17 protein-coding genes are annotated in these 23,479 nt (G+C 70.4%); 7 read left to right on the forward strand and 10 right to left on the reverse strand.

Going from position 1 to position 23,479, the window contains the following annotated elements; all coding sequences use genetic code 11:
* Positions 1-743 (forward strand): DUF4010 domain-containing protein (locus ABDW59_RS22330; protein WP_343633279.1); only part of this gene is annotated, 743 nt, incomplete at its 5' end.
* Positions 744-902: 159 nt separating this feature from the next.
* Here the strand turns inward: ABDW59_RS22330 and ABDW59_RS22335 are convergent.
* The 8 genes from ABDW59_RS22335 to cydD all read right to left on the reverse strand — a co-directional run bounded on the left by ABDW59_RS22335 (position 903) and on the right by cydD (position 10,699).
* Complete coding sequence (locus ABDW59_RS22335) at positions 903-1,832, reverse strand: lysylphosphatidylglycerol synthase domain-containing protein (RefSeq protein ID WP_343633281.1); 930 nt, start codon at positions 1,830-1,832, stop codon at positions 903-905.
* Positions 1,829-3,115, reverse strand: a complete 1,287-nt coding sequence (clsB, locus tag ABDW59_RS22340; RefSeq protein WP_343633283.1) for a cardiolipin synthase ClsB — start codon at positions 3,113-3,115, stop codon at positions 1,829-1,831. Before clsB ends, ABDW59_RS22335 begins: the two co-directional genes overlap by 4 nt.
* Positions 3,112-3,849, reverse strand: a complete 738-nt coding sequence (locus tag ABDW59_RS22345) for an endonuclease/exonuclease/phosphatase family protein (RefSeq protein ID WP_343633285.1) — start codon at positions 3,847-3,849, stop codon at positions 3,112-3,114. Before ABDW59_RS22345 ends, clsB begins: the two co-directional genes overlap by 4 nt.
* A 268-nt stretch (positions 3,850-4,117) precedes the next feature.
* Complete coding sequence (gene cydX, locus ABDW59_RS22350) at positions 4,118-4,246, reverse strand: cytochrome bd-I oxidase subunit CydX (RefSeq protein ID WP_343633287.1); 129 nt, start codon at positions 4,244-4,246, stop codon at positions 4,118-4,120.
* Positions 4,247-4,328: 82 nt separating this feature from the next.
* On the reverse strand, positions 4,329-5,483 hold the full coding sequence (gene cydB / locus ABDW59_RS22355; protein ID WP_343633289.1) for a cytochrome d ubiquinol oxidase subunit II: 1,155 nt from the start codon (positions 5,481-5,483) through the stop codon (positions 4,329-4,331).
* Between the two features lie 40 nt (positions 5,484-5,523).
* Positions 5,524-7,107, reverse strand: coding sequence for a cytochrome ubiquinol oxidase subunit I (locus tag ABDW59_RS22360; RefSeq protein WP_343633291.1), 1,584 nt, complete (start codon positions 7,105-7,107; stop codon positions 5,524-5,526).
* 32 nt (positions 7,108-7,139) lie between these two features.
* On the reverse strand, positions 7,140-8,951 hold the full coding sequence (locus ABDW59_RS22365; RefSeq protein WP_343633293.1) for an ATP-binding cassette domain-containing protein: 1,812 nt from the start codon (positions 8,949-8,951) through the stop codon (positions 7,140-7,142).
* The gene (gene cydD, locus ABDW59_RS22370) at positions 8,948-10,699 is read right to left on the reverse strand and encodes a thiol reductant ABC exporter subunit CydD (protein WP_343633295.1); all 1,752 of its coding nucleotides are present in this window, start codon (positions 10,697-10,699) and stop codon (positions 8,948-8,950) included. Before cydD ends, ABDW59_RS22365 begins: the two co-directional genes overlap by 4 nt.
* 680 nt (positions 10,700-11,379) lie before the next feature.
* Here cydD and ABDW59_RS22375 point away from each other — a divergent pair.
* From ABDW59_RS22375 to ABDW59_RS22400, 6 genes are all read left to right on the forward strand, one after another.
* The gene (locus ABDW59_RS22375) at positions 11,380-12,597 is read left to right on the forward strand and encodes a nitronate monooxygenase family protein (protein ID WP_343633297.1); all 1,218 of its coding nucleotides are present in this window, start codon (positions 11,380-11,382) and stop codon (positions 12,595-12,597) included.
* A 130-nt stretch (positions 12,598-12,727) separates the two neighbouring features.
* Positions 12,728-14,953, forward strand: a complete 2,226-nt coding sequence (locus ABDW59_RS22380) for a TonB-dependent receptor (protein WP_343633299.1) — start codon at positions 12,728-12,730, stop codon at positions 14,951-14,953.
* A gap of 23 nt (positions 14,954-14,976) precedes the next feature.
* Complete coding sequence (locus tag ABDW59_RS22385) at positions 14,977-16,461, forward strand: tetratricopeptide repeat protein (RefSeq protein ID WP_343633301.1); 1,485 nt, start codon at positions 14,977-14,979, stop codon at positions 16,459-16,461.
* Complete coding sequence (locus tag ABDW59_RS22390) at positions 16,458-19,184, forward strand: ABC transporter substrate-binding protein (protein ID WP_343633303.1); 2,727 nt, start codon at positions 16,458-16,460, stop codon at positions 19,182-19,184. Before ABDW59_RS22385 ends, ABDW59_RS22390 begins: the two co-directional genes overlap by 4 nt.
* Positions 19,181-20,080: an ABC transporter permease gene (locus ABDW59_RS22395; RefSeq protein ID WP_343633305.1), complete on the forward strand. Its 900-nt coding sequence runs from the start codon at positions 19,181-19,183 to the stop codon at positions 20,078-20,080. Before ABDW59_RS22390 ends, ABDW59_RS22395 begins: the two co-directional genes overlap by 4 nt.
* Positions 20,081-20,148: 68 nt before the next feature.
* Positions 20,149-21,921: an ABC transporter ATP-binding protein gene (locus ABDW59_RS22400; RefSeq protein ID WP_343633307.1), complete on the forward strand. Its 1,773-nt coding sequence runs from the start codon at positions 20,149-20,151 to the stop codon at positions 21,919-21,921.
* Here the strand turns inward: ABDW59_RS22400 and ABDW59_RS22405 are convergent.
* Together ABDW59_RS22405 and ABDW59_RS22410 are read right to left on the reverse strand one after the other, a co-directional pair.
* Positions 21,907-22,887, reverse strand: coding sequence for an alpha/beta fold hydrolase (locus ABDW59_RS22405; protein WP_343633309.1), 981 nt, complete (start codon positions 22,885-22,887; stop codon positions 21,907-21,909). The genes ABDW59_RS22400 and ABDW59_RS22405 overlap by 15 nt on opposite strands.
* Before the next feature lie 130 nt (positions 22,888-23,017).
* A partial coding sequence (locus ABDW59_RS22410; protein ID WP_343633311.1) for a glycoside hydrolase family 9 protein occupies positions 23,018-23,479 on the reverse strand: 462 nt, incomplete at its 5' end.

Genomic DNA, 23,479 nt, shown 5'->3' on the forward strand with positions numbered 1-23,479 from the left:
TCGTGAACTACATCCTGTGGAAGCTGTATGGCTCCAAGGGCTCGGAGCTGTCGGCCTTCTTCGGCGGCCTGGTCAACAGCAACTTCACCGTGGTCGAGATGGCCGCGCGCGTGAAGGAAACGCAGGGCCGATTCGCCGAGGGCGCCTATCGCGCGGTGCTGGTCGCCGTGGCGGCGATGGTGATGCGCAACGCGACCCTGCTGCTGATCCTCGCGCCGCTGGCTTTCGTGAACGCGGCCGCCGCCTTCGCGCTGATGGTGCTGGGCGCGGCCGGCTTCGTCCTGCTGAGCCTGCTGGTGCGACGCGGCATCGCGGCCGAGGACACCTCGGACATCGATCTGGAGCTGCCGTTCTCGCTGCCGGTGGCGTTGCGCTACGGGCTGCTGTTCCTGGCGCTGCACATCGTCGGTCGGCTGATGCAGCGGGAGTTCGGTGAGGGCGGCTTCTACCTGGTCACCGTGATCGGCGGCCTGCTGTCCAGCGCCAGCGCGGTGGCCGCGGCGGCCAGCATGGCGGGGCAGGGCGCGATCGGGTTTGACGTGGCGGGGAATGGCGCGGTGCTGGCGTCGATGACCAGCCTGGCGTTCAGCTTGTCCTTCATCGTGCGCACGCGGCATCGCCGTCTGATCACGCGGCTGGCGCTGGCCATGGTCGCCATCGGCGTGATGGGCAGTCTGGGGCTGCTGCTGCGGGATCTGGTGGCGCCGTGGGTGACGGGGTTGTTGGCGCGGGGCGGCGGGTGAGGGCTTCGTCGGGTTGGGGTAAAGGGGCGACCGGAAGACCCTCTCCCCCGCCCTCTCCCGCACGCGGGAGAGGGAGTCATCCATCGCCCACGCTCGCAAGCGGGAGAGGGAGTTAACCCACGCGTCATCGTTGTGTGGGAGAGGGAGTCTTTCAGCGCGTCAGCGTCTTGCCCGCGCCTCTAGGACGAAGTACGCGCCCGACGCGAGGAGCAGCGGTCCGATGTAGTACAGCGCGCGGTACGCGATCAGGGCCGCCAGCACCTGGCCGTGTCCCAAGCTCGGTCCGAGCAGCGCGACGAAGACGCCCTCCAGGACGCCGAGTCCCGCCGGCACATGCGTGACCGCGCCCGCCACCGCGGCGGCGAGCAGCACCGCGAGCACCTCCGCGTACGGCACGCCCTGTCGCAGCAGCACCCACACGATGGCGCCCATCGCCATCCAGTTGGCCGCCGAGATCACGATCTGCATCAGCGCAATGCGCGGCCCCGGCACGACGACGTCATGTCCCCGCACGCTGAAGCTGCGGCCCTGCGCAAAGGCGCAGGTCGCCACGTAGCCGATGACCGCGACCCACATCAAGGCGCCGACGCCGCGCAGCGCCACCGCGCCGATCGGCCATTCCGGCGGTGGCGCCAGCCGGCCCGCCATCAGCAGCCCGCCCGCGAGCACGCCGTACCCCAGCCAGTTGGTCGCCAGGCTCAGGCCCAGGACCTGCGTCGGAATCGGCTGCTTGAGGCCCTCGCGTGCGTACAGCCGCAGCCGCATCGCGATCGCTCCAACCAGCGATCCGAGATTCAGATTGAAGGCGTAGCTGATGAAGGTGATGAGCATCACCCGCCGCGTCGGCACCGTGTGATGCGCCCAGTACTTGCCGATCAGGTCGTAGCCGCTGTAGATCAGATGGCTGAGCGCGCAGAGCCCCGCCGCGGCCAGCAGCACCCTGGCCGGCAGCTGCCGCAACGCGTCACCGACCTGGTCCCAGTCCACATGGGTCGCGGCCCACAGCAGCAGCGCGACGATGGCGACGCCAAAGACCGCGCCCAGCCAGCGCCCACGGCGTCGGCGGCGTGCGGCCGCGTCCGGGCTCACTCGAGCGCTTCCCCGCCCAAGCGTCGCGTGCCGTGCCATTGCCAAGCCTGCGCCGGTTCGGTCGACGGCGCGGCCACCACCACCGGCGTCTCCGCCGCCGGTTGCACACGCTGCGTCTGCACCGGCAAGCGCGCCAGCCAGCGCGGGAAATGCCGCATCACGTGGAAGACCAGCGCGCCCACGCCCAAGCGCCACCACCAGCGCTTGACCGCCGTGTCCTCGACGCGCAGCCGCTTGCAGCTGTCGCGCATCAACGGAAGAAGTTTGTCGCGCAGCGCGGCGTTGAACTCGCGGTCCTCGATGATCAGGTTGGCCTCCAGGTTCAGCGACAGGCTCAGCGGATCGAGGTTGCTCGATCCCACCGTCGCCCAGGCCTCGTCGACCAGCGCGACCTTGCTGTGCATCGGCCGATCGCAGTACTCGTGGATGTGCACGCCCGCGCGCATCAGCTGGCCGTAGACCATGCTCGCCGCCCAACGCGCCCAGGGGATGTCGGGCTGACCTTGCAGCACCAGGTGCACCGCCACGCCCCGCTTCGCCGCGCGCTGCATGCTGCGCAACAGGAGGAAACCAGGGAAAAAGTAGGCGTTGGCGATGATCACCTCGCGCTGCGCCGCATGCAGCGCGAGGCGGTACATGCGCTCGATGTCGTCGCGATGCTTGTGGTTGTCTCGCGTGACGACGACCGCCTTCGCGTGGCCTGGCGTGGGGTGCATCGACGTGGGCGTCGGCTTCCCCTCGTCACGATGCCGCCATCGATGCCAGGCGCCGTCGACGGGTGCCGTCAACGACTGCGCCGTGCGACGCAGCTGCGCCACCGCCGGACCGCGCACGCGCACCGCGTAGTCCTGCTTGGCCTCGGGACCGAAGTCCAGCAGGTGGTCGGCGGAGAAGTTGATGCCGCCGATGAAGCCGATGCTGCCGTCGATCACCGCGATCTTGCGATGCAGCCGCCGGAAGGGCCGCAGTCGTCGCGACAGCTTGGGCGGAGGATCGAAGACGTGCAGCCGCACGCCCGCATCGGTGAGCCCGCGCACGAAAACCTCCGACAGCTCCGGCGATCCGAAGCCGTCCACCGTGATGTCCACCCGCACGCCGCGACGCGCCGCATCGATGAGCACGTCCCGCAGCGCGAGCCCCACCTTGTCCTCGAAGAGGATGAAGGTCTCGATCAGGACCTCGTCACGCGCGGCCTCGATCGCGGAGAACACGGCGGGGAAGAACTCCTCACCGTTCTCCAGCAGCTCGATGCGGTTGCCGGCGGTCCACTGGGGGCGCTTCATAGCCGGATCTCCGCCGCCAGCGGCGCGTGGTCGGACAGGTGCGACCACGGCCGGCGCGGCAGCACGATGGGCGTGCGCACCGTCGCGCCGCGCACGTAGATGCGATCCAGCGCCAGCAGCGGCCAGCGCGCCGGGAAGGTCCGCGCCGCCGCGCCGCGCGATTGGACGAAGACCTCCTCCAGACCCGCACAGCGGCTCAGCATCCGGTGCGCGCGCTGACGCCAGTCGTTGAAGTCGCCGGCGACGATGACCGGGGCGTCCTCGGGCAAGCCGTTGATCAGCTCGCACAGGCGCTCGACCTGGCGCTGGCGGTGGGACTCGCGCAGCCCCAGGTGGACGCAGATGGCGTGCAGCTCACGACCATCGGCCAGGCGCAGCACGCTGTGCAGCAGACCGCGGCGCTCAGGCCCTTCGACCGAGACGTCGTGATTGCGGTGATGGGTGATCGCGAACTTGGACAGCAGCGCGTTGCCGTGATGGCCCTGCGGATAGACCGCGTTGCGGCCATACGCGAAGTCGGACCAGAGGCTGTCCGCGAGGAACTCGTAATGGGGCGTCTGCGGCCAGGTCGGCACGCGCGCCGCGTGCAGTTCGTGCTCGCCCAGGACTTCCTGCAGGAAGACCACGTCGGCGGACACGGCCCGGACCGCTTCCCGCAACTCGTGCAGGATGAAACGCCGGTTGAAGAAGCCGAAGCCCTTGTGGAGATTGACGGTGAGGACGGTCAGTTGCATGGCCTGCCTTGACGGCAAGCCCTGTGCCCGAGAGGGCTTTCAGTCCTCGGACTTCAACATCATGGGGCCGATGCACAGGACCCCGAAGGTCAGGGCGAACGCGCCGACCAGAATTGCGCCGATCACTTCAAGCATGGGACTGCTCCTGGAGAAGGCTGGAGCGACCCATGCTAGACCGGTGACCGCCCGCCCGCAATCGCGCGAGGCGGTGTCCGACCGCCGATTCGGGGGATTCTTCAGAGGCCGGCGTGCGATGCCGCACGAACGCTCAACCGCGTCCGCCTTGCCGTACGCGTTGCTTCTGCGCCTCGTCGTCCATCAGTTCGAACCACATCGCGTTCAGCACCGCGAAACCCGCCGCCAGCGGCAGGCCCAGAAGCCAGGCGAAGTACCACATGAGCTCTTCCTTTCAAGTCGTTGACGGGGAACGAGAATCCCGTTGCGCGCGATGCATGGAGTGACCGGTCGGGCCGCCGCGTTCAATACGCATGGTCGCCGTGGGTGATGTCGCGGGGGCGAACCTTGCCCCAGATGACGCTGTACACCCAGGCCGTGTAGGCCAGGATCAGCGGGACGAAGATGACCGCGCAGACCAACATGATGAACAGTGTCAAGTGGCTGGACGAGGCGTCCCACACGGTCAGCGCCGAGGCCGGATGGGTCGACGACGGAACGATGAAGGGGAACATCGACGCGCCCACGCTCAGGATGATCCCGGCGATGCCCAGTCCGCTGAAGATCACCGTCACGCCTTCCCAGCGCGCGCGCAGACCGACCAGTGCCAGCAGCGTGCCGGCGAAGCCCAGTACCGGCGCCGCGATGGTCCAGGGGTGGGCGGCGTAGTTGCTCAGCCAGCCGGCGGCGATGCCTGATTGCACCGTCTTCGTCAGCGGATTGGACGGACCGTTGGACGGGAGCGGGCTGGTCCACGCGTAGCCGCCGACCATCTTCCAGATCAGCAGGCCCGCCAGGGCGTACAGGGCGATGGTCGCGATCGCGGCGATGCTGGCCGCGCCGCGCGCGCGATCCGAGACGGCGCCGTCGGTCCGGAGTGTCAACCAGGCGCCGCCGTGCATCACCAGCATGGCCACCGACACCAGCCCGCACAGCAGCGCGAAGGGATTCAGCAGGCCGAAGAACGAGCCCTCATAAATCATCCGCATGTCCGGCGTGAAGTGGAAGGGAACGCCCTGGAGCACGTTCCCCATCGCGACGCCGAAGATCAGCGAGGGGACGACCCCCCCGATGAACAGGCACCAGTCCCAGGTTGCGCGCCACGCCGGGCTGTCCTTCTTGCTACGGTACTTGAAGCCCACCGGTCGCAGGATCAGCGCGAAGAGCGCCGCGAACATCGCCAGGTAGAAGCCCGAGAAGGACATCGCGTAGATGTGCGGCCAGGCGGCGAAGATCGCGCCGCCGCCCAGCACCAGCCAGACCTGGTTGCCTTCCCAGATCGGGCCGATGGTGTTGATGACGACGCGGCGTTCCACGTCCTCCCGGGCGACGAAGGGCAGCAGCGTGCCCACGCCCAGGTCGAAGCCGTCGGTGACGGCGAAGCCGATCAGCAGCACGCCGAGCAGCAGCCACCAGATGACGCGCAGGACGTCGTAGTCCAAGAGCGTGTGAAGAATCATGAGTCGCTCCTCAGGTTGCGTGAGGGATGAGCAAACCGGGTCATGCGGAATGCACCTTGCCGACCAGCGGCACGTCGGCGCCCGCGGGGCGGGGCGTGTCGGGCTGCGGGCCCTTGCGGATCGCGTTGAGCATCAGCTTCATCTCCACCACGATCAGCACCGTGTACAGCGCGACGAAGCCCAGCAGCGTGAACAGCACCGACTCGATGCCCAGGTTGGACACCGCCACCGCCGTGGGCAGCACGCCCTCGACGGCCCAGGGCTGTCGACCCAGCTCGGCCACGATCCAGCCGCATTCGGCGGCGATCCAGGGCAGCGGGATGGACCACACCGCCACCTTGAGCAGCCAGCGGTGCTTGTCCAGCGTGCGCCGCGCCGAGAGCACGAAGAAGGTCGCCGTCAGCAGGATGAAGAACAGCCCCAGCCCGACCATGATGCGGAAGGACCAGTACAGCGGCGCGACCTGCGGCACCGTGTCCCAGGCGGCCTTCTGGATCTGCGCGTCGGTGGCCTGGCGCGGATCGTCGACGTAGCGCTTGAGCAGCAGCGCGTAGCCCAGCGTGGGGCTCTGCGCGTCGAAAGCCTTGGAGAGCTCCGCGGGCACGGGCGTGCCGGGCGGCAGCGCGCGGATTTTCTCGAGCAGGTCGTAGGCGCTCTGGCCCTCGCGGATGCGCTGCTCGGCGCGCTTGACCAGATCCAGGATGCCGGGGATCTGCTCGGTCAGCGAGCGGGTGCCGATCAGGCCCATGACCCAGGGAATGTGCACCGCGTAATGGGTCTCGCGCGCTTCCTGGTCGGGGAAGCCGAAGGCGGTGAAGGAGGCGGGCGCGGGCTCGGTGTGCCACATCGCCTCGATCGCGGCGAGCTTCATCTTCTGATGCTCGGAGGACAGATAACCGCTCTCGTCACCCAGCACGACGACGGACAGCGAGGACGCCAGCCCGAAGGCCGCGGCCACCGTCAGCGAGCGCTTGGCCAGCTCGATGTGCCGGCCCTTGAGCAGGTACCAGGCCGACACGCCCAGCACGAACAGCGAGGCCACGACGTAGCCGGCCGACACGGTGTGCACGAACTTGGCCTGTGCGACGGGGTTGAAGACGACCTCGGCGAAGTTGGTGACTTCCATCCGCATGGTCTGCGGATTCAGCTTGGCGCCGATGGGGTTCTGCATCCAGCCGTTGGCGATCAGGATCCAGAGCGCCGAGAAGTTGGTGCCCAGCGCGGTCAGCCAGGTGACGATGCAATGCGCGCGGCGCGACATGCGTTCCCAGCCGAAGAAGAACATGCCGACGAAGGTCGCCTCCAGGAAGAAGGCCATCAGGCCCTCGATGGCGAGCGGCGCGCCGAAGATGTCTCCGACATAGTGGCTGTAGTAGCTCCAGTTCATGCCGAACTGGAACTCCATGACCAGGCCGGTGGAGACGCCGATGGCGAAGTTGATGCCGAACAGCACGCCCCAGAACTTGGTCATCTCGCGCCAGATGGGGCGGCCGGTCATCACGTAGACCGTCTCCATGATGGCGAGCAGGATCGAGAGTCCGAGCGTGAGCGGCACGAACAGGAAGTGGTACAGCGCAGTCATCGCGAACTGAAGTCGCGACAGGCCGACGATGTCGAGGTCCATGGCGGGGTTCCTCCTGGCGGATCGTTTTGGGGTCAGGTCATGCCCGAAGCGTCGGGCGGCGTCGGGAGCGGGGAGAGCCGCGGCGCAAGCCGCGGGGGTGGTCGATCGGCGCGCAGCGAGCGCAACGCGCGATCGAAGGCCGGTGTGCCGCGACGCAGATCGGCGATCAGCCGGCCCTCGTCGAGCATCAGCAGGCGGTCGGCCAGCTCGGCCTCGCGTCGCAGGTGAGTGGCGATCAGCAGCGTGCGGCCGGTGGCCTGATCGCGCAGGCGGTGCAGCACGTCGCGGGCGGTGTCGGCGTCAAGGGCCTCGGTGGGTTCGTCCAGCAGCCACAGCGGCGTCGGGCGCAGCAGCAGGCGTGCGAGCGACAGGCGACGCGCCTGACCGCCGGACAGGCCCAGACCGCCTTCGCCCAAGGGCGTGTCGAGCCGCTGGGTCAGCCGCTGGACGTCGTGGGCGAGGCCTGCGGCGGCGAGGGCGAGCCAGAGCTGGTTCTCATCGGCATCCGGCGCGGCCAGCCGCAGGTTGTCGGCGAGCGAGTCCTGGAAGAGCTCCACGCGCTGAGTCATCCAGCTGCCGGGCAGCGCACGGACCAGGCCCGACGCGGGCGCGAGCTCGCCCGCGATCAGCGCCATCAGCGTCGACTTGCCAGCCCCGCTGGGCCCGATGAGGGCGACGCGTTCCCCTTCGGCAATGCGCAGGTCCATGGCATGCAGCGCGGGCCGCGCGGCGCCGACGTGCGCGGCGCTGAGACCGCGCAGCGAGACGGCGAGGCCGGGCAGCGGGCGCAGCGCCGGGATGGGCGTGTCATGGGACTCGGCATGATGGTTCGCGATTCGGGACCCCAGGCGCCGCGCGGCGAGTGCGCTGCGGCCGGCTTCGACCGCGCCCCGCCGCAGCGCGGCGAAGGGCTCCATCGAGGCGAGCGCGACCAGCAGCGCGAGCGCCGCGGCGGGGGCATCGATCAGCCGCTGTTCCATCAGCGCCGCGACGGCGAGCAGCACGGCCGACAGCGTGAGGCCGCCCGCGACGGTGAAGACGCCGCCAGTACTCGTCTCCAGGCGATGCAAGGCCCGATCGGCGCGCGCAAGCCGCGCATCGGCGGCCATCACCGCGTCGCGCTGGGCGCGCAGGCGGCCGGCCATGGCGAGGTCGGTCTGCCCGGCGACGAGGTCGATGGTGCGCTCACGCAAGCGCTCGAGCGCGACGGCGCGGTGCAGCGCGAGCGGCCGCGCGCGGCGGGCGGTGGCCAGTGTCACGGTGAGGCCAACCAGCAGCAGCCAGCCGGCGATCGCCAGTCCCAGCCGCGCATCCAGCGCGCCGAGCAGAACGCCGGCCAGCAGCGCGGTGCCGATCGCGGCGATCACCGGAACGGCGACGCGCAGGTAGAGCGACTCCAGCGCGTCGAGATCGGCGGTGAGGCGGAAGAGCAGGCGGCCCGGTCGACGCAGCAGCTGGCGCGCGGCGCCGGGCCGGGCCCAGGCGCGGAACAGCCGTTCACGCAGCGAGGCCAGCACGGCGAGGGTCGCGTCGTGGGTGACGACGCGTTCGGCATAGCGCGACGCGGTGCGGCCCAGCGCGAGCAGTCGGATGCCGGCGCTGGGGAGGAAGACGTTGAATGCCCCGGCGCCGGCGGTGAGGCCTGCCAGCCCTGCGGCGGTGATGAACCAGCCCGACAGCCCGAGCAGCGCAATGCCTGCCAGCGTCGACAGCAAGGCCAGCACAGCGCCCAGCGCGAGCCGGCCTCCCGCGCCGCGCAGGAAGGCGCGGAGCACGGCCCGATGCGCACCACGGGCGCGGCGGGAGCCGTGATGGAGGCGCGCGCGGCGGCGAAGGCGCGTCATGCGACGCTCCTCTGCGAAGGGCGCGCCGATGCCGCCGCGCTCGCGTCCGGGATAAGCCCCGTATCCGCATCCGTATCTGCATCCGTATCTGCATCCGTATCTGCATCCGTATCTGCATCTGGATCCGCGTACGAGGCCGCCTCCGACGTCGAGTTGCGACCCGAGCTCGACCCCAGTGCGATGACGCGATCGAGCCGCGCGATCAGCGCGGCGTCATGCGTGGCGACGATCAGCGTGCGGCCACGCGCCAGGCGCAGCAGCGCATCGGTGACACGCTCGGCGGTGTCGGGGTCCAGGTGGGCGGTGGGTTCGTCGGCGAGCACCAGGCCGGCGTCGCCCGCGATCGCGGCTCGCGCCAGGGCCAGTCGAACCTGCTCGCCGCCGGACAGACCGGCGCCGCGCTCGCCCAGCGGGCTGTCGAGCGAGGCGTTGAGCACCTCGTCGAGCTCGGCGAAAGCGATGGCGTCACCGGCATCGGTCCGCGTCGCGCCGGGACGATCCAGCGTCACGTTGCGCAGCACCGATCCCGCGAAGACATGCGGATGCTGGCCGATCCAGGCGATGCGGCCATGGCCGTCGACCTCATCGATGAGTCGCAGCGTGCCAGCGGACGGTACGGTCAGCCCGGCGATCAGCGCCAGCAAGCTGCTCTTGCCCGAGCCGCTGGGGCCTGTGAGCGCGACGCGTTCGCCGGCCCGGATGTCGAGATCCAGCCCGCGATCGCCGAACAGCTCGGCCTCGCCCGCATGCGCGAAGCGCAGGCCTCGGAGCGTGACCGCGATCGCATGGCCGGTCCGATTCGACGCATGAGAGGCCGGCTCGTCCAGCGCGTCAGGCAAGGGCGATCCCGCGGTCCGAAGCTGGTCGAGTAACGTCAGCGCCGCCTCGCCGGCGGCCTTGTCGTGCCAGACGGCGGCGAGCTCCCGCATGGGCTCGAAGAACGCCGGCGCGAGCATCAGGATGAACAGGCCCTGGCCGAGGCTCAGCGGCCCGGACCAGGTGCCCGCATGGAAGGTGCCCAGCAGATGGAAGCCGACGTACACGGCCACGAAGGCCACCGCCAGCGCCGAGAACAGCTCCAGCGCCGCCGAGGACAGGAAAGCGATGCGCAGCACACGCATGCTGCGCTCGCGCAGCGACTCGGCGGACGCGCGCAGCCGCAGCGCGGTCGCGTCGACCGCATCCAGCGAACGGATCGTGGACAGGCCGCGCAGCCGGTCCAGCAGGAAGGCGTTCATCTGGCCGAGCTCGACCATCTGCGCCTCGCTGGCCGCCTTGGCGCGCCAGCCGATCAGCGCCATGAACAGCGGGATCAGCGGCATCGCCACGACCAGGATCAGCGCGGCCAGCCAGGATTGGCTCAGCACCGCGAGCGCGATCAGCGGCGGTACCACCGACACGCGCCACCGCGCGCCGCGGTAGCGAGACAGCCACGGCACGACCGCCTCGGCCTGCTCGGCCAGCGCGCTGGCGGCCAGGCCGGAGGGCGCGCGGCCGCGATCCAGCGGGGAGCGGCGGGCGAGGGCATCGACCGTGGCGCGCCGCAGCCGGGTCAGGAAGTCGCGCGACTGATCGAAGACGCGGCGCGCCGCCCAAGCCTCGAGCACGGCGCGCAGCAGGCTGAGCAGCACGATCAGGGCGGCCGGCATCAGGACCGAGCGCAGCCGACCGCCAGCGGTCAGCGCTTGCACGGACCAGGACAGCAGCGCGGCTTGCGGGATCCACAACAGCGACGAGGCGCCTTGCACGAACGCGGCGACGCCATGACGCGGCGGTTCGCCCAGAGCGTCAAGCGTTCCGGCGGGAGCGGATGCCGCGGCCGTGTCCGCTGAGGCGAAGGTGTCGGGGGAGCCGCAGGACGCGCACGCGCGAGACGCGCCGGAGGATCCGGGGTCAGGACTCGTGCTCTGGCTGGCGCTTGGGCTTGCCTTCACGGCTCTGTCTCTCCGTTGACGGGGACAAGAGGACCTGGGACTGCGAACTGCCGGGGCGCGGTCGGAGGGACGGGCCGACCACCGGCGCGCGGAGTGCGGGTCGCGGGGGAGGCAAGACCCGGCACGTCGCGGCTGGCGACGATTGTGGGTGAAAGCCACCCGGAAATGTGTATCAATGCGCCGGGTTTCCGGGACGCTCGTCGCTCGCGGGTCGGCGAGACGAGGTCGGGGTGGAGCGAGGCGGCAGGCATGAGGGCGGGACGAGGGAACGGCTGCCGGTCATTCTGCGAGCCCGCCTTCGGGTCTTCACCGAGCTCGGTCCGAATCCGTCAAACGCCGTGCGACGCCTTGTGCGCAGGGCGTGTCATCGCAAGGCGGCGTGTTCGCGACGTCGGGCGCGCGGCGCGGCTTTGATTTCGTTCAAGGACAGAGCGGGGGGCGGCGGGCACATTCGCGCGTTCGACTCTGCTCACCGGATCCGCTCCGGCATTGCCATGCCCATCACTGCTTCCCTGTTCGACCGCCTCGGCGCCGCGCGCCTGCAACCGCTGATGCTGGCCGGCAGGCGCCTGCTCCCCATCGTCCAGGGCGGCATGGGCGTGGGCGTGTCGGCGCATCGGCTGGCGGGCAGTGTCGCGGCGCTGGGCGCGGTGGGGACGCTGTCGTCCATCGACCTGCGTCGACATCACCCGGATCTGATGGCCCTCAGCGCTGGAGAGCGCGATCTGGAGCGGCGCAAGGCGCTGATCGTCGAGGCCAACCAGACCGCGCTGGCACGCGAGATCCAGAAGGCGCGCGAACTTTGCAAGCACAGCGGGCTGCTGGCGGTCAACATCATGCGCGCGGTCAGCGATTACGCGGCCTCGGTGAAGACGGCGCTGGAACAGGGCGTGGACGCGTTGGTCGTCGGCGCGGGGTTGCCGCTGGAGCTGCCGGAGCTCGCGGCGGAGCATCCGAAGACGGCGTTGATTCCGATCCTGTCGGATGCGCGAGGGGTGTCGCTGCTGTGGAGGAAGTGGGAACGGCGCAAGCGCGTGCCCGATGCGATCGTGATCGAGCACCCGGGACATGCGGGCGGGCATCTGGGGGCGGCGAGAGTCCCGGATCTGGGGGACGGGAGATTCGATTTCGACGTGGTGCTGCCGGCGGTGCAGCAGTGGATTCGGGACGCGGGGATGGAGGGAAGGGTGCCGCTGATCGCGGCGGGCGGGGTGCGGCGGTGCGAGGACATTCAGCGACTGCAGGCGCTGGGGGCGGATGCGGTGCAGTTGGGGACGCCCTTCGTCGCCACGCATGAATGCGATGCGCATCCGGAGTTCAAGCGGGTGCTGGCGGAGGCCGGGGATGAGGATCTGGTGGAGTTCACCAGCGTGGCCGGGTTGCCGGCGCGGGCGGTGCTGACGCCGTGGTTGAGGAAGTACCTGGGGGCGGAGGGGAGGTTGCAGTCGGCGGCGCAAGTGAAGAAGCACTGCACGATGGCATTCGATTGTCTGGCGCAGTGCGGGTTGAGGGATGGGCTCAAGGGGTGGGGGCAGTTCTGCATTGATCAGCGGTTGGCGGCGGGGCTGCGCGGGGAGGTGGAGAAGGGGCTGTTCTTTCGGGGGAAGGGGGTGCTGCCGTTCGGGGCGGGGATCGCGTCGGTCAGGGAGCTGGTGGAGCGGCTGTTGACGCCGGGGGTGGTGGTGGGCGCTCCCCCAACCGCATATCGATAAACCGATTCCTTCGTCGCCGCGGACCCGCGTCGTTCCTACAGTCGCCGCTGGCCGTTCCGGAGCCAGCCCTCATCGAGAAGGGCAGCCCGGCGCGATGTCAGATCAACAACGACAAGGAACTGGATCGGGTATGCGAGGTGAACTGAAGGCCGTGTCCGCGGCCGTGTTGGGATTGGCGGCCTCGCTGGCCGCCGCGCAGACGTCGCCGGCGGCGTCCGCATCGGGGTCAGGCGTTGCCGCCCGGTCGACCACCCTCGACCGCGTCGAGGTCACCGCCCAGCGCCGCGCCGAATCGGCGCAGGACGTCGGCGTCGCGGTGAGCGTCATCTCCGGCGACGAACTGCGCAGCAAGGGCATCACCAGCGTCAACAAGCTGCAGAACGAGATCCCCAGCCTCGAGATCGAGCCCGCTTTCGGCTCCGGCCAGCCGCAGTTCCGCATCCGCGGCATCGGCTTCCAGGACTACGGCACCAACAACGCCTCGCCCGTCGGCGTCTACGTCGACGAGGTCTCTTTCGCCTTCCCGGTGCAGACCCAAGGCCTGCTCTTCGACCTCGAGCGCGTCGAGGTCCTGCGCGGTCCGCAGGGCACGCCCTACGGGAAGAACACCACCGGCGGCGCGATCAACTTCGTGACCAAGGCGCCGACCAAGCAAACTGAGTTCGGCGGCGCCATCGGCATCGGCGCCTACGGCGCGAAGACGGCGCAAGGCTTCGTGTCGGGCTTGCTGGCGGACGGCGTGCGCGGGCGGCTCTCGGTCGCGACCGAGCAGGATGGCGCTTGGCAGCACAATCGCCTCACCGGCCAGAAGCTGGGCGACAAGAACATCACCGCGCTGCGCGGTCAGCTCGAATGGGACCTCACCCGCGACCTGACGGCCAAGCTCAGCCTGACGCACAACATCGACAAGTCGGACGTGCAGGGGCTTTACCTCTTCACCGCGCGCCCGACCTACGGCTTTGCCAAGGACACCGACCGCCGCGCCACCGGCTGGGGCTTCGCCAGCGACTTCCTCAGCCTGGTCGGCGAGGCGCCCGGCGCCAAGCCGCACAAGGACAACAGTGCCACCAACGTCGCGCTGACGCTGAACTGGGACCTGGGCCCCGCGCAGCTGACCAGCATCACCGCGCATCAGCGCTTCAATCGCAAGGAGCTGGCCGACTGGGACGGCACCGAGATCAACCACTCGGACGTCTTCTGGAAGGACAAGGCCAGCATCACCAGCCAGGAACTGCGGCTCGCCTCCAAGAAGCAGGGCACGTTCAACTGGGTCGGCGGCATCTATGCCTCGCGCGAGAAGCTGAAGGAGGACTGGACCACCGACTTCCGCCGCGACTACGGCCTGATCACCCGCACCGCCTATGACCAGACCGGCCGCACCTGGGCCGTCTTCGGCCAGATCGACCAGCAACTGAGCGACGGCCTCAAGCTCGTGGCCGGCCTGCGCCAGGAACGCGAGAAGCGCGGCGTCGACAACTTCGGCACAGCGACCACGCCCGTCGTCGCGGGACTGGGCACGAGCGGCGCGTCGCAGTCGCTGTCGCGCAGCAATACGTCGGGCAAGCTGGGGCTGGAGTACACGCCGACGGCGGGGCAGCTGCTGTATGCGTCGATCAGCCGGGGCGTGAAGTCCGGCGGCATCACCGCGCACAACACCTTCAACACGCTGGCGCTGACGCCCTTCGAGCCTGAGAAGCTCGTGGCCTTCGAGGTCGGCCACAAGGCGGACCTGAGCCGCAGCCTGCGCCTCAACACCGCGCTGTTCCATTACGACTATCGCGACCAGCAGTTCCAGGACGTGACGACCACGACCACCGGCGCGCTGGTGGGCAAGATCATCAACATCCAGAAGTCCAAGGTCGACGGCGGCGAGGTCGAGCTGCAATGGCGCCCGCTGGCGGGTCTGAGCATCGGCCAGTCGCTGGGCTACAAGCGCGCGAAGTTCGACCGCTTCGTCTCGCCGCTGCTGGGCGACCTCTCCGGTCACGACCAGTTCCTGCCCAAGCTCAGCTATGGCGGCAACGTGGCCTACGCCTGGACCGGCGCGGGCTGGGACTGGCGCGTCGCGGCGGATTACAGCTATCACGCCAAGTACCCGTCCTGGCTGAATCTGCTCAATGTGGACGGCGGCAAGACCTACGACATCCCGAGCTACTGGCTGGCCAACGCGCGGGTGGAGATCGCGCCGGTGAACTCGCCGTGGCAAGTGCAGCTGGGCGTGCAGAACCTCTTCGACAAGCAATACGACCTGACGCGCAACTTCTTCGGCAACCGGCCCAGCACCAAGGACGACCTGAACGTCGCCGCGGCCGGCGCGCCGCGCACGGTCACGCTGACGCTGAGCTACAACTACTGATCGTGGAGCTTGCGGAGCGATCCATGGCGTCGACCGATGGACTGGGCAATCCGCTGAGCGCCGCTTCCACGCGCGCCCAGGCGGGCATCGACGACTTCGTCGGCGGGCTGCTGGCCTACGAGACTCGCGCCGAGCGCATCCTGGCCGCCGCGCAAGCGGCCCCGGACGCGGTGATGGCGCAGGTCTATGCGGGCTGGCTGTGGATGTTCCTGGAGTCGCCCGAGGGGCCGCCGCGCGCGCGGCGCTTCCTCGAGGCGGCGCAGCGCGCGCATGCGCGGGCCAGCGATGCCTTCGAATGCCTGGAGGCGGACGAGGTGGCCGCGATCGAGCGCGAAGCGGCGCAGATCCGTGTGCTCGCGCGCTGGATCGAGGGCGACATCGCCGCGACGAACGCGGCGATCGACGCGCTCATCGAGCATTCCCCGCTGGGCTCGCGCGAGCTGCTGCTGGTCAAGCTGCGTCAGTACCTGGCCTTCAACCGCGGCGACTCGCCGGCGATGCTGCGGGCGATCCTGCGCGTGCTGCCCGACCACGCGGACAACCCGCATGCCCTCGGCATGGCCGCCTTCGCCTACGAGCAGTGCCATCTGCTCGACGAGGCCGAGGCGGCCGCGCGCGGCGCGCTCGCGCTGGCGCCCGATGAGCGCGAGCCCTGGGCGCAGCATGCGCTCGCGCATGTGCTGCTCACGCGCGGACAGATCGAGGAGGGGACCCGCCTGCTCGAAGGCTGGCGCGGGGGATGGATCGGTCTGAACTCGTTCATGGCGACGCATCTGGCCTGGCATCTGGCGCTGTTCCTGCTCGCGCGGGGACGGAACGCGGAGGCGCTCGCGCTGTACGACGGCGCGGTGTGGGGCGTGTCGACCTCGTACTCGCAGGACCAGGCCGGCGCGGTGCAGTTGCTGGCGCGGCTGGAGTGGTGCGGTGTCGACGTGGGCGATCGCTGGCGGGAGCTTGCCGGCTTCATCGCCGCGCGCGGCATTGATACCGTCGAGCCCTTCCTGAGCTTGCTCTATCTCTATGGCCTTGCGCGCGCGTCACGGCCCGAGGCCGATGCGCTGCTGATCGCGATTCGCGAGCGCGCGCAGGTGAGCGCCGCCGCGCAGCCCGCAGCCTTCGCCGGGACAAGCGCCGATCCGAGCCCCGTGCCCTTGGCCGACAGCGTCTGGTCGGACGTCGTCTGGCCGGCGGCGCTGGGACTGGTCGCGCATGCCCGTGGCGAGGCGGCGCGGGCTTGGCGGCCGCTGGGACAGGCCTTGCCTGGACTGGTCCACATCGGCGGCAGCCATGCGCAGCGGGATCTCTTCGCGCTGCTGCATGTCGACGCGGCGACGCATGCCGGCCAATGGGTCGACGCGCAGCAGGCGCTGGAATCGCGCCGCCGCGTCGATCCTGACGAGGTGCCGGTCAATCGACGGCTTGCCGCGCTGTATCGCGTGCTGGAGCTGCCGTCGCTGGCCGACGAGGCCGATCGCCGCGCGCGTCTGCACTTTCCGGATTCCGAATGACCTCCGATGAGTACAAGAGAGCGCGGCCCGGACGCGGTCGCGCGTTACCGCTGGCGGTCCTGCTGCTGGCGTGGCTGCTGGCCTTTCTGATGAGCGTGGTCGGTGCCTCCTCGGCGCGCGCGGCCGAGCGAGGCGATGACAGCCCGCGCGAGCTGCGCGTGGCCATGCAGCTGGAGCCGCCCCTCCTCGACCCCACGGCCGGCGCCGCCTCCCCGATCGGCGAGCTCGTCTACGGCAACGTCTTCGAGGGCCTGCTGACGCTGGGCGAGGACGGCCAGCCCAAGCCCGGGCTCGCGAGCGCCTGGGAGGTGCTCGACGACGGCCTGCGCTACCGCTTCCAGCTGCGCGCCGGCGTGCGCTTCCACGACGGCACGCCCTTCGATGCGGCGGTCGCCAAGTTCGCGCTGGACCGGGCGAGGGCGCCGGACTCGCCGAACCCGCAGCGCACGGCGCTGAGCGCGATCGAGCGCGTCGACGTGATCGCGCCGCTGATGCTGGAGCTGCGGCTGCGGCAGCGCTCGGGCCGCTTGCCGGTGGCGCTGGCGGCGGCCGCGGCGGTGATGGTCGCGCCCGGGAGCGCCGACACCAATCGCACCGCGCCCGTCGGCACCGGCCCGTGGCGCTTCGACAGCTGGCGTCGGGGCGACTCCGTGCTGCTGCGCCGCAACGACGCCTACTGGGGCCCGCCGGCGCCGCTGGAGCGGCTGCGCTTCCGCTTCATTCCCGACCCGACGGCGGCCTATGCCGCGTTGATGGCCGGCGACATCGACCTGTTCCCCAACTTCCCATCGCCGGAGAACCTGGCGCAGTTCCGCGCCGATCGCCGCTTCGCCGTCGAGATCGGCAGCAGCGAGGGGGAGACGCTGCTCGCCTTCAACCATCGCCAGCCGTTGCTGGCGCAGCTGGCGGTGCGGCGCGCGATTTCGCATGCGATCGACCGCAGGGCCCTGATCGACGGCGCGATGTTCGGCTACGGCGAGCCCATCGGCAGCCACTTCCCGCCGCGCAACGCGGCCTACCTGGACCTGACCGGGGCGTCGGCCTACGACCCCGCGCTGGCGCGGCGTCTGCTCGCCGAGGCCGGCGTGAAGCCCGCCGATGTGGCGCCGCTGCGGATGAAGCTGCCGCCGACCTTCTTTGCGCGACGCTGCGGCGAGATCCTGGCCGCGCAGCTCGCGGCGATCGGGCTGCGCGTGGAGATCCAGAACCTGGAATGGGCGCAGTGGCTGGATCAGGTCTACACGCGGCACGACTTCGACCTCACGGTCATCGTCCATGCCGAGGCGCAGGACTTCGACATCTACGGCCGCGAGGGCTACTACTTCGGCTATCGCAGCCCAGCGTATCAGGCGCTGCTCAAGCAGCTGGACGCCACCGCCGATCCGACGGCGCAGCGCGAGCTGCTGCAGGCGCTGCAACGGCGGCTCAGCGAGGACGCCGCCAACGGCTTCCTGTTCCAGTACCCGCGCCTGCTGGTGCGACGGGCCGGCCTGCACGGGCTGACCACCAGTGGGGTCGGCAACATCGAGCTGGGAGGCGTGTACTTTGACGATGGCCTCAGCGATGGCGATGGCGGAGCGGCATCCAAGGTTCATTCGGCGGGTGCTGCGAAGGCGGGAGTCGCTGGTGCCGATGGGGCCGTCCGCTCGCGTGATCCGAGGCAGGGTACCGACCGCGCCACCCCGGCGCGTTGGCCTTTCCTGGCGCTGGGCGCGATCGGCGCCGGGCTCGCCGTGGCCTGGCTGGTCTGGGTCGCGCGGCGTTGCAGCGCCTCGTGGCTGGCCGCACGGGCGCTGAGCCTGGTGATCACGCTGTCGCTCGCGAGCTTCATGATCTTCGCGCTCGTGCAGCTCGCGCCCGGAGACCCGGCGCGGCACGTGCTGGGCCTGCAGGCGGATGAATCCGCGGTCGTGCAGCTGCGGCAGCAACTCGGCCTCGACGCGCCGTGGCCCCGGCGCTACCTGAACTGGATCGCCGGCCTGCCGCATGGCGACTTCGGCCAGAGCGCCACCTATCAGGTGCCCGTGTCCGGGCTGCTGCTGGAGCGTTTGCCGCTCAGCCTGCCGCTGGCGCTCTATGCGCTGCTGCTCGCCATCGTCATCGCCACGCCCGCCGGACTGGCCGCGGCCTGGCGGCCCGGCAGCCGCCTCGACCGCTGGATCGATCAGTTGAGCCAACTGGGTCTGGCCGTGCCCAACTTCTGGCTGGGCCTGTTGCTGAGCCTGGTCTTCGCAGTCGGACTGCGCTGGGTGCCGGCCGGCGGCTTCCAAGGCTGGGGTCAGGGCTTGCCGGCCGGGCTGGCGGGACTCGCGCTGCCGGCGCTGGCCCTGGCGCTGCCGCAGGCGGCCATCCTGGCGCGTGTGCTGCGCGGCAGCCTGCTGGACCTGGGCGGCGAGGACTTCCTGCGCACCGCCCGTGCCAAGGGCGCCGGCCGCTGGCGCGTGCTCTGGCGCCATGCGCTCCCGAACGCGGCGCTGCCGCTGCTCACGCTGCTGGGCTTGCAGCTGTCCTTCTTGCTGGCGGGGTCCGTGATCATCGAGAACGTCTTCTTCCTGCCCGGCCTGGGCCGACTGCTGTTCCAGGCCGTCGCGCAGCGCGACCTGGTGCTGGTGCAGAGCCTGGTGCTGCTGCTGGTGAGCGCCGTGGTGTTGCTGTCCTTCATCGTCGATCTGAGCGGGCGGGCGGCGGATCCCCGCTTGGCGCGCGCGGGAGGCCAAGCATGAGCGCCGCCTTCAACGCCGAGCCGGCCGAGCCGTCCGGAGTGGATACGCCGGCCGTAGCGGCATGGCGTGCCACATCGAGGGCGCTGCCGCCCAAGCTGCTCGCCGGCCTTGCGCTGAGCGCGGTGCTCACCGTGCTGGCGCTGCTGTCGCTGGCGTGGACGCCCTGGGACCCGGCGGCGCTCGATCTGCCGGCGCGTTTGCAGGCGCCGTCGCTCGCGCATTGGCTGGGCACCGATCAGCTCGGCCGCGACCTGTTGTCGCAGCTGATGCGCGGCGGAGCGACCTCGCTGGGCGTGGCGCTGGCGGCCGTGGCGATCGGCGCCGGCATCGGCGTGCCGCTGGGCTTGTGGGCGGCCGCGCGCGGCGGCTGGGTCGACGAGCTGCTGATGCGCGGCAACGATCTGCTCTTCGCCTTCCCGTCGCTGCTGCTGGCGGTGCTGCTCAGCACGGCGCTGGGTCCGGGCGCGCCCAACGCCATCCTGGCGATCGGCCTGTTCAACATCCCGGTCTTCGCGCGGCTCACGCGCAGCGCCGCGTTGCCGCTGTGGCAACGCGAGTTCGTGTTGGCCGCCCGCGTCTCCGGCAAGGGCGCGCTGCGCATCTCCGCCGAGCACCTGCTGCCCAACCTCGCCGGCCTGCTGCTGGTGCAGCTGAGCATCCAGCTCGCGCTGGGCCTGCTGGCCGAGACCGGCCTGTCCTATCTGGGCCTGGGCACCCAGCCGCCACAGCCGAGCTGGGGCCGCATGCTGGCCGATGCGCAGACGCTGACGGCCATCGCGCCCTCGCTGGCGCTGTTCCCGGGTCTGGCGGTGGCGCTGTCCGCGCTGGCCTTCCAACTCCTGGGCGAGGGACTGCGCCAGTTCCTGCATCCGCGCCAGACGCCGACCCTCCCATGAATCGCCGATCCCGCCGTCGATCAATCTGACGACCGAACCGACGATCACTCTGACGACCGAACCGCCCCATGAAGCCGTCGATACCGCCGCCGATGACTGCCGCGCAGCTTTCCTCCGTCACCGGGTTCCCGCTGCTGCGGGTGCGCGATCTCGAGATCCATCACGGCGACCGCCGTCTGCTCTCGCTGCCTGAGCTGGAGGTCCGCGCCGGCGAGATCGTCGGCCTGGTCGGCGAGTCCGGCTCCGGCAAGTCGCTGACGGCGTTGGCGCTGTTGGGCCTGCTGCCGCCGGAGCTCTCACGCCGTGGCGAGCTGCACCTGGGCGGACTGGCGCTGGAGCAGCTCGGCGAGGCGGAATGGCAACGCGTTCGCGGTGCCGGCGTCGGCCTGGTGTTCCAGGAGCCGATGACAGCCTTGAATCCGCTGATGCCCGTCGGCGCGCAGATCGAGGAAGCGCTGCGGCTGCATGACCGAGGCAGCGCGGCGGAGCGCCGTGCCGAGGTCGACCGTTTGCTCGCGCGCGTCGGCCTGGCGGAGGCCGGCATCGACGGCCGCCGCTTTCCGCATGAGCTGTCCGGCGGTCAACGCCAGCGGATCGCCATTGCGATCGCCATCGCTTGCCGGCCGCGTCTGCTGATCGCCGACGAGCCGACCACCGCGCTCGACGTCCGCAGCCAGGCGCAGATCCTCGATCTGCTGCGGCGACTGGTGCGCGAGGACGGCTGCGGTCTGCTGCTGATCACGCACGACCTGGGCGTGGTGGCCGAAACGGCGGATCGCCTCGTCGTGCTGCGGCGGGGCGAGGTGCAGGAGCAGGGGCCGCTGCTTGAGCTGCTGGATCCGCCGACGCATCCCTACACGCGAGAGCTGGTGGAGCGATCGCGCCTGGCGCCGGCGCCAGTGCGGCCGCGTGTCACGGCCAGGTCAGGCGAACGAGAACGAGAGCCCGCCGTCTCCGGCGCGGGCGATTGCGAGGCGGGAGATTGCGAGGCGGGTGCCGCACCGCTGCTCTCCTTGCGCGGCATCGTCTGCGAGTACCCGGCGCCCGATCGCGGCTTCTTCGCGCGAGGTCGCGCACTGCGCGCTGTCGATGGTGTCAGCCTGGAGGTGTTCCCCGGCGAGCGGGTAGGCCTGGTCGGCGAATCCGGCAGCGGCAAGTCGACGCTGCTGCGGACGGTGCTCGGGCTGCAGCGTCCGAGCGCAGGCGAAATCCGATTGGCCGGCCAGCGCTTCACCGGTGCCGAGGCCGCGCTGCGGCGCCGCGTGCAGATCGTCTTCCAGGATCCCTACGGCAGCTTCGATCCGCGCTGGCGCGTCGATCGGATCCTCGCCGAGCCCTTGCACCTGATGCGGCCGGCGCTCGATGCGCAGGTCGCGCACGCGCGGGCCGTCGATCTGCTGGAGCAAGTCGGACTCGATGCCTCGGCACTGCGGCGCTTCCCGCACGAGTTCTCCGGCGGACAGCGTCAGCGCATCGCGATTGCGCGGGCGCTGATGGTGGAGCCGGATCTGCTGGTGCTGGACGAGGCCGTGTCCGCGCTGGACGTGTCGCTGCGGGCGCAGGTGCTGGCGCTGCTGGAGCGGCTGTGCCGCGAGCGCGGCGTCGCGACGCTGTTCGTGACCCACGACCTCGCGGTGGTGCGCGCCGTGACGGATCGCGTGCTGGTGCTGGAGCGCGGCCGCATTGTGGAGGAGGGCGCCACCGCGCAGGTCTTCGCCGGGCCCCGTCATGCCTACACGCAGGCCCTGCTCGCGGCGGCGCCGGATCTGGATCGGGCGCTGGCCGCAAGGCGTCAGATCGAGGCGCCCGTCAGGACGGGCGTCGCCTCACTGGTGGAGTGATCCCAGGAACTGGGCCACATCCTTGGCCGAGCGCTCCGGGATCTCTCGCTGGGGCAGATGACCGACGTCGGGATAGACGATCAGCTTCGCGCCCGCAATGGCGGTGGCGAAGCGGCGCGAGTGCCCGACGGGAATCAGCGGGTCGACCTCCCCATGCAGGATCAGCGTCGGCACTTGCAGCGTGGCGAGCTGCGCGGTGACGTCCTCGGCGCTGAGCCGGCGCGCGGTCGGTGACGCGGACATCAGGATGTCGCGATGACCCGGATAGCGCTGATAGCGGGCCCAGCGATCGATGAGGGCGTCGGTGATGAGGGTCTTGTCGTGGACCTGCGCGCTCAGGCCTTGCTTGATGAGCGGCCGGTTGTCGATGCTCGCGAGCAGGTCGCGACCCCAGCGGTACTGCAGCAGCCGGAAGGCCAGCGACGCGTTGGGCGCGCCTTCGCTGGGCCAGCCGGCGGCCGCCGCAAGCACGAGCGCTGTGATTCGGCGCGGCGCGGCCACCGCGAGTTTCCACGCCACGCCGCCGCCCATCGAATTGCCGGCGACGGCGAAGCGCGTCACGCCGATCTTGGTGGCGAAGTCCTGGACCAGCCGGGTGTAGGCGTCGAAGTCCAGGACATAGCCGGCGGGCGCGGCGGTCAGGCCGTGGCCGGGCAGGTCCAGGCTGATGACGCGCCAGCGCTCGCGCAGGGCGGGCGCCCAGCCCTCCCAGGTCGCGTAGGAGTCGCCGTAGCCGTGCAGGAGCAGCAGCACCGGCGCGTCCGAGGGACCCTCGTCGCGGTAATGCAGGCGCAGGCCGGGCTGGAGCTCGACATAGCGTTCATGCGGGGTGGCGGACTCGCGTTCGAGTTGCTCGGCGGGCAGGTCGGGCGCGCGCAGCAGCAGCCAGGCGGTGAGCGCGCCCAGGATCAGCAGGGCCAGCAGGGTCAGCAGGACAAGGACGGAAGTGGACAGGGCTTTGAGCACGGTGATCTCTTCGAAGGGGACGGGCCGGGGCGAGCGGGCGTCACGGTAGGCGATGCGGGTCGCCGTGCCAACGAAGAGATGCGAAGGTGGATATGCCGTCCGTCGGCGCGTCGGCACGTCGGCGCCAGCCTCAGTCCTCGCCCAGCTCCGCCGCCACGAAGACCAGCGGGGCGTTCCAGTTGATCGCGACCTCGTTGCTGGCGTAGCTGCAGAAGTGATCCAGGTAGGACAGCGCCGGAAGACGGGAGGGATAGGGCACCGGGCAACCCTTGCGGTCTTCCTGCCCGGGATTCGGGCCGCCGACCAGGAAGCCGGGGACGGGCGCGGCGATGCCGTCGGCCGCGGACGGCCGGTGGTGCGGATGCATCGGCGAGCGCGCCCCGAAGCCGGTCACCATGGACTGCCCCAGCGGGTTGCGCCCCAGGACGTCATCGAGCAGCGCCTGTGCAGCGGCGCGATAGGCCCGTGCGCGATCCGGTGCGCGTTCTTGAGCGCCAGACGGCCGGTCGTCCGCCGCGATGCGCGCCGCATGCAGCAACACCATGCCCGCGTTGAGCGCGCCCGAGTTGCTCCCCCATCCGAAGTCGGACGC

Source organism: Roseateles sp. (genome assembly GCF_039595295.1).
Classification (GTDB): Bacteria; Pseudomonadota; Gammaproteobacteria; order Burkholderiales; family Burkholderiaceae_C; genus Roseateles.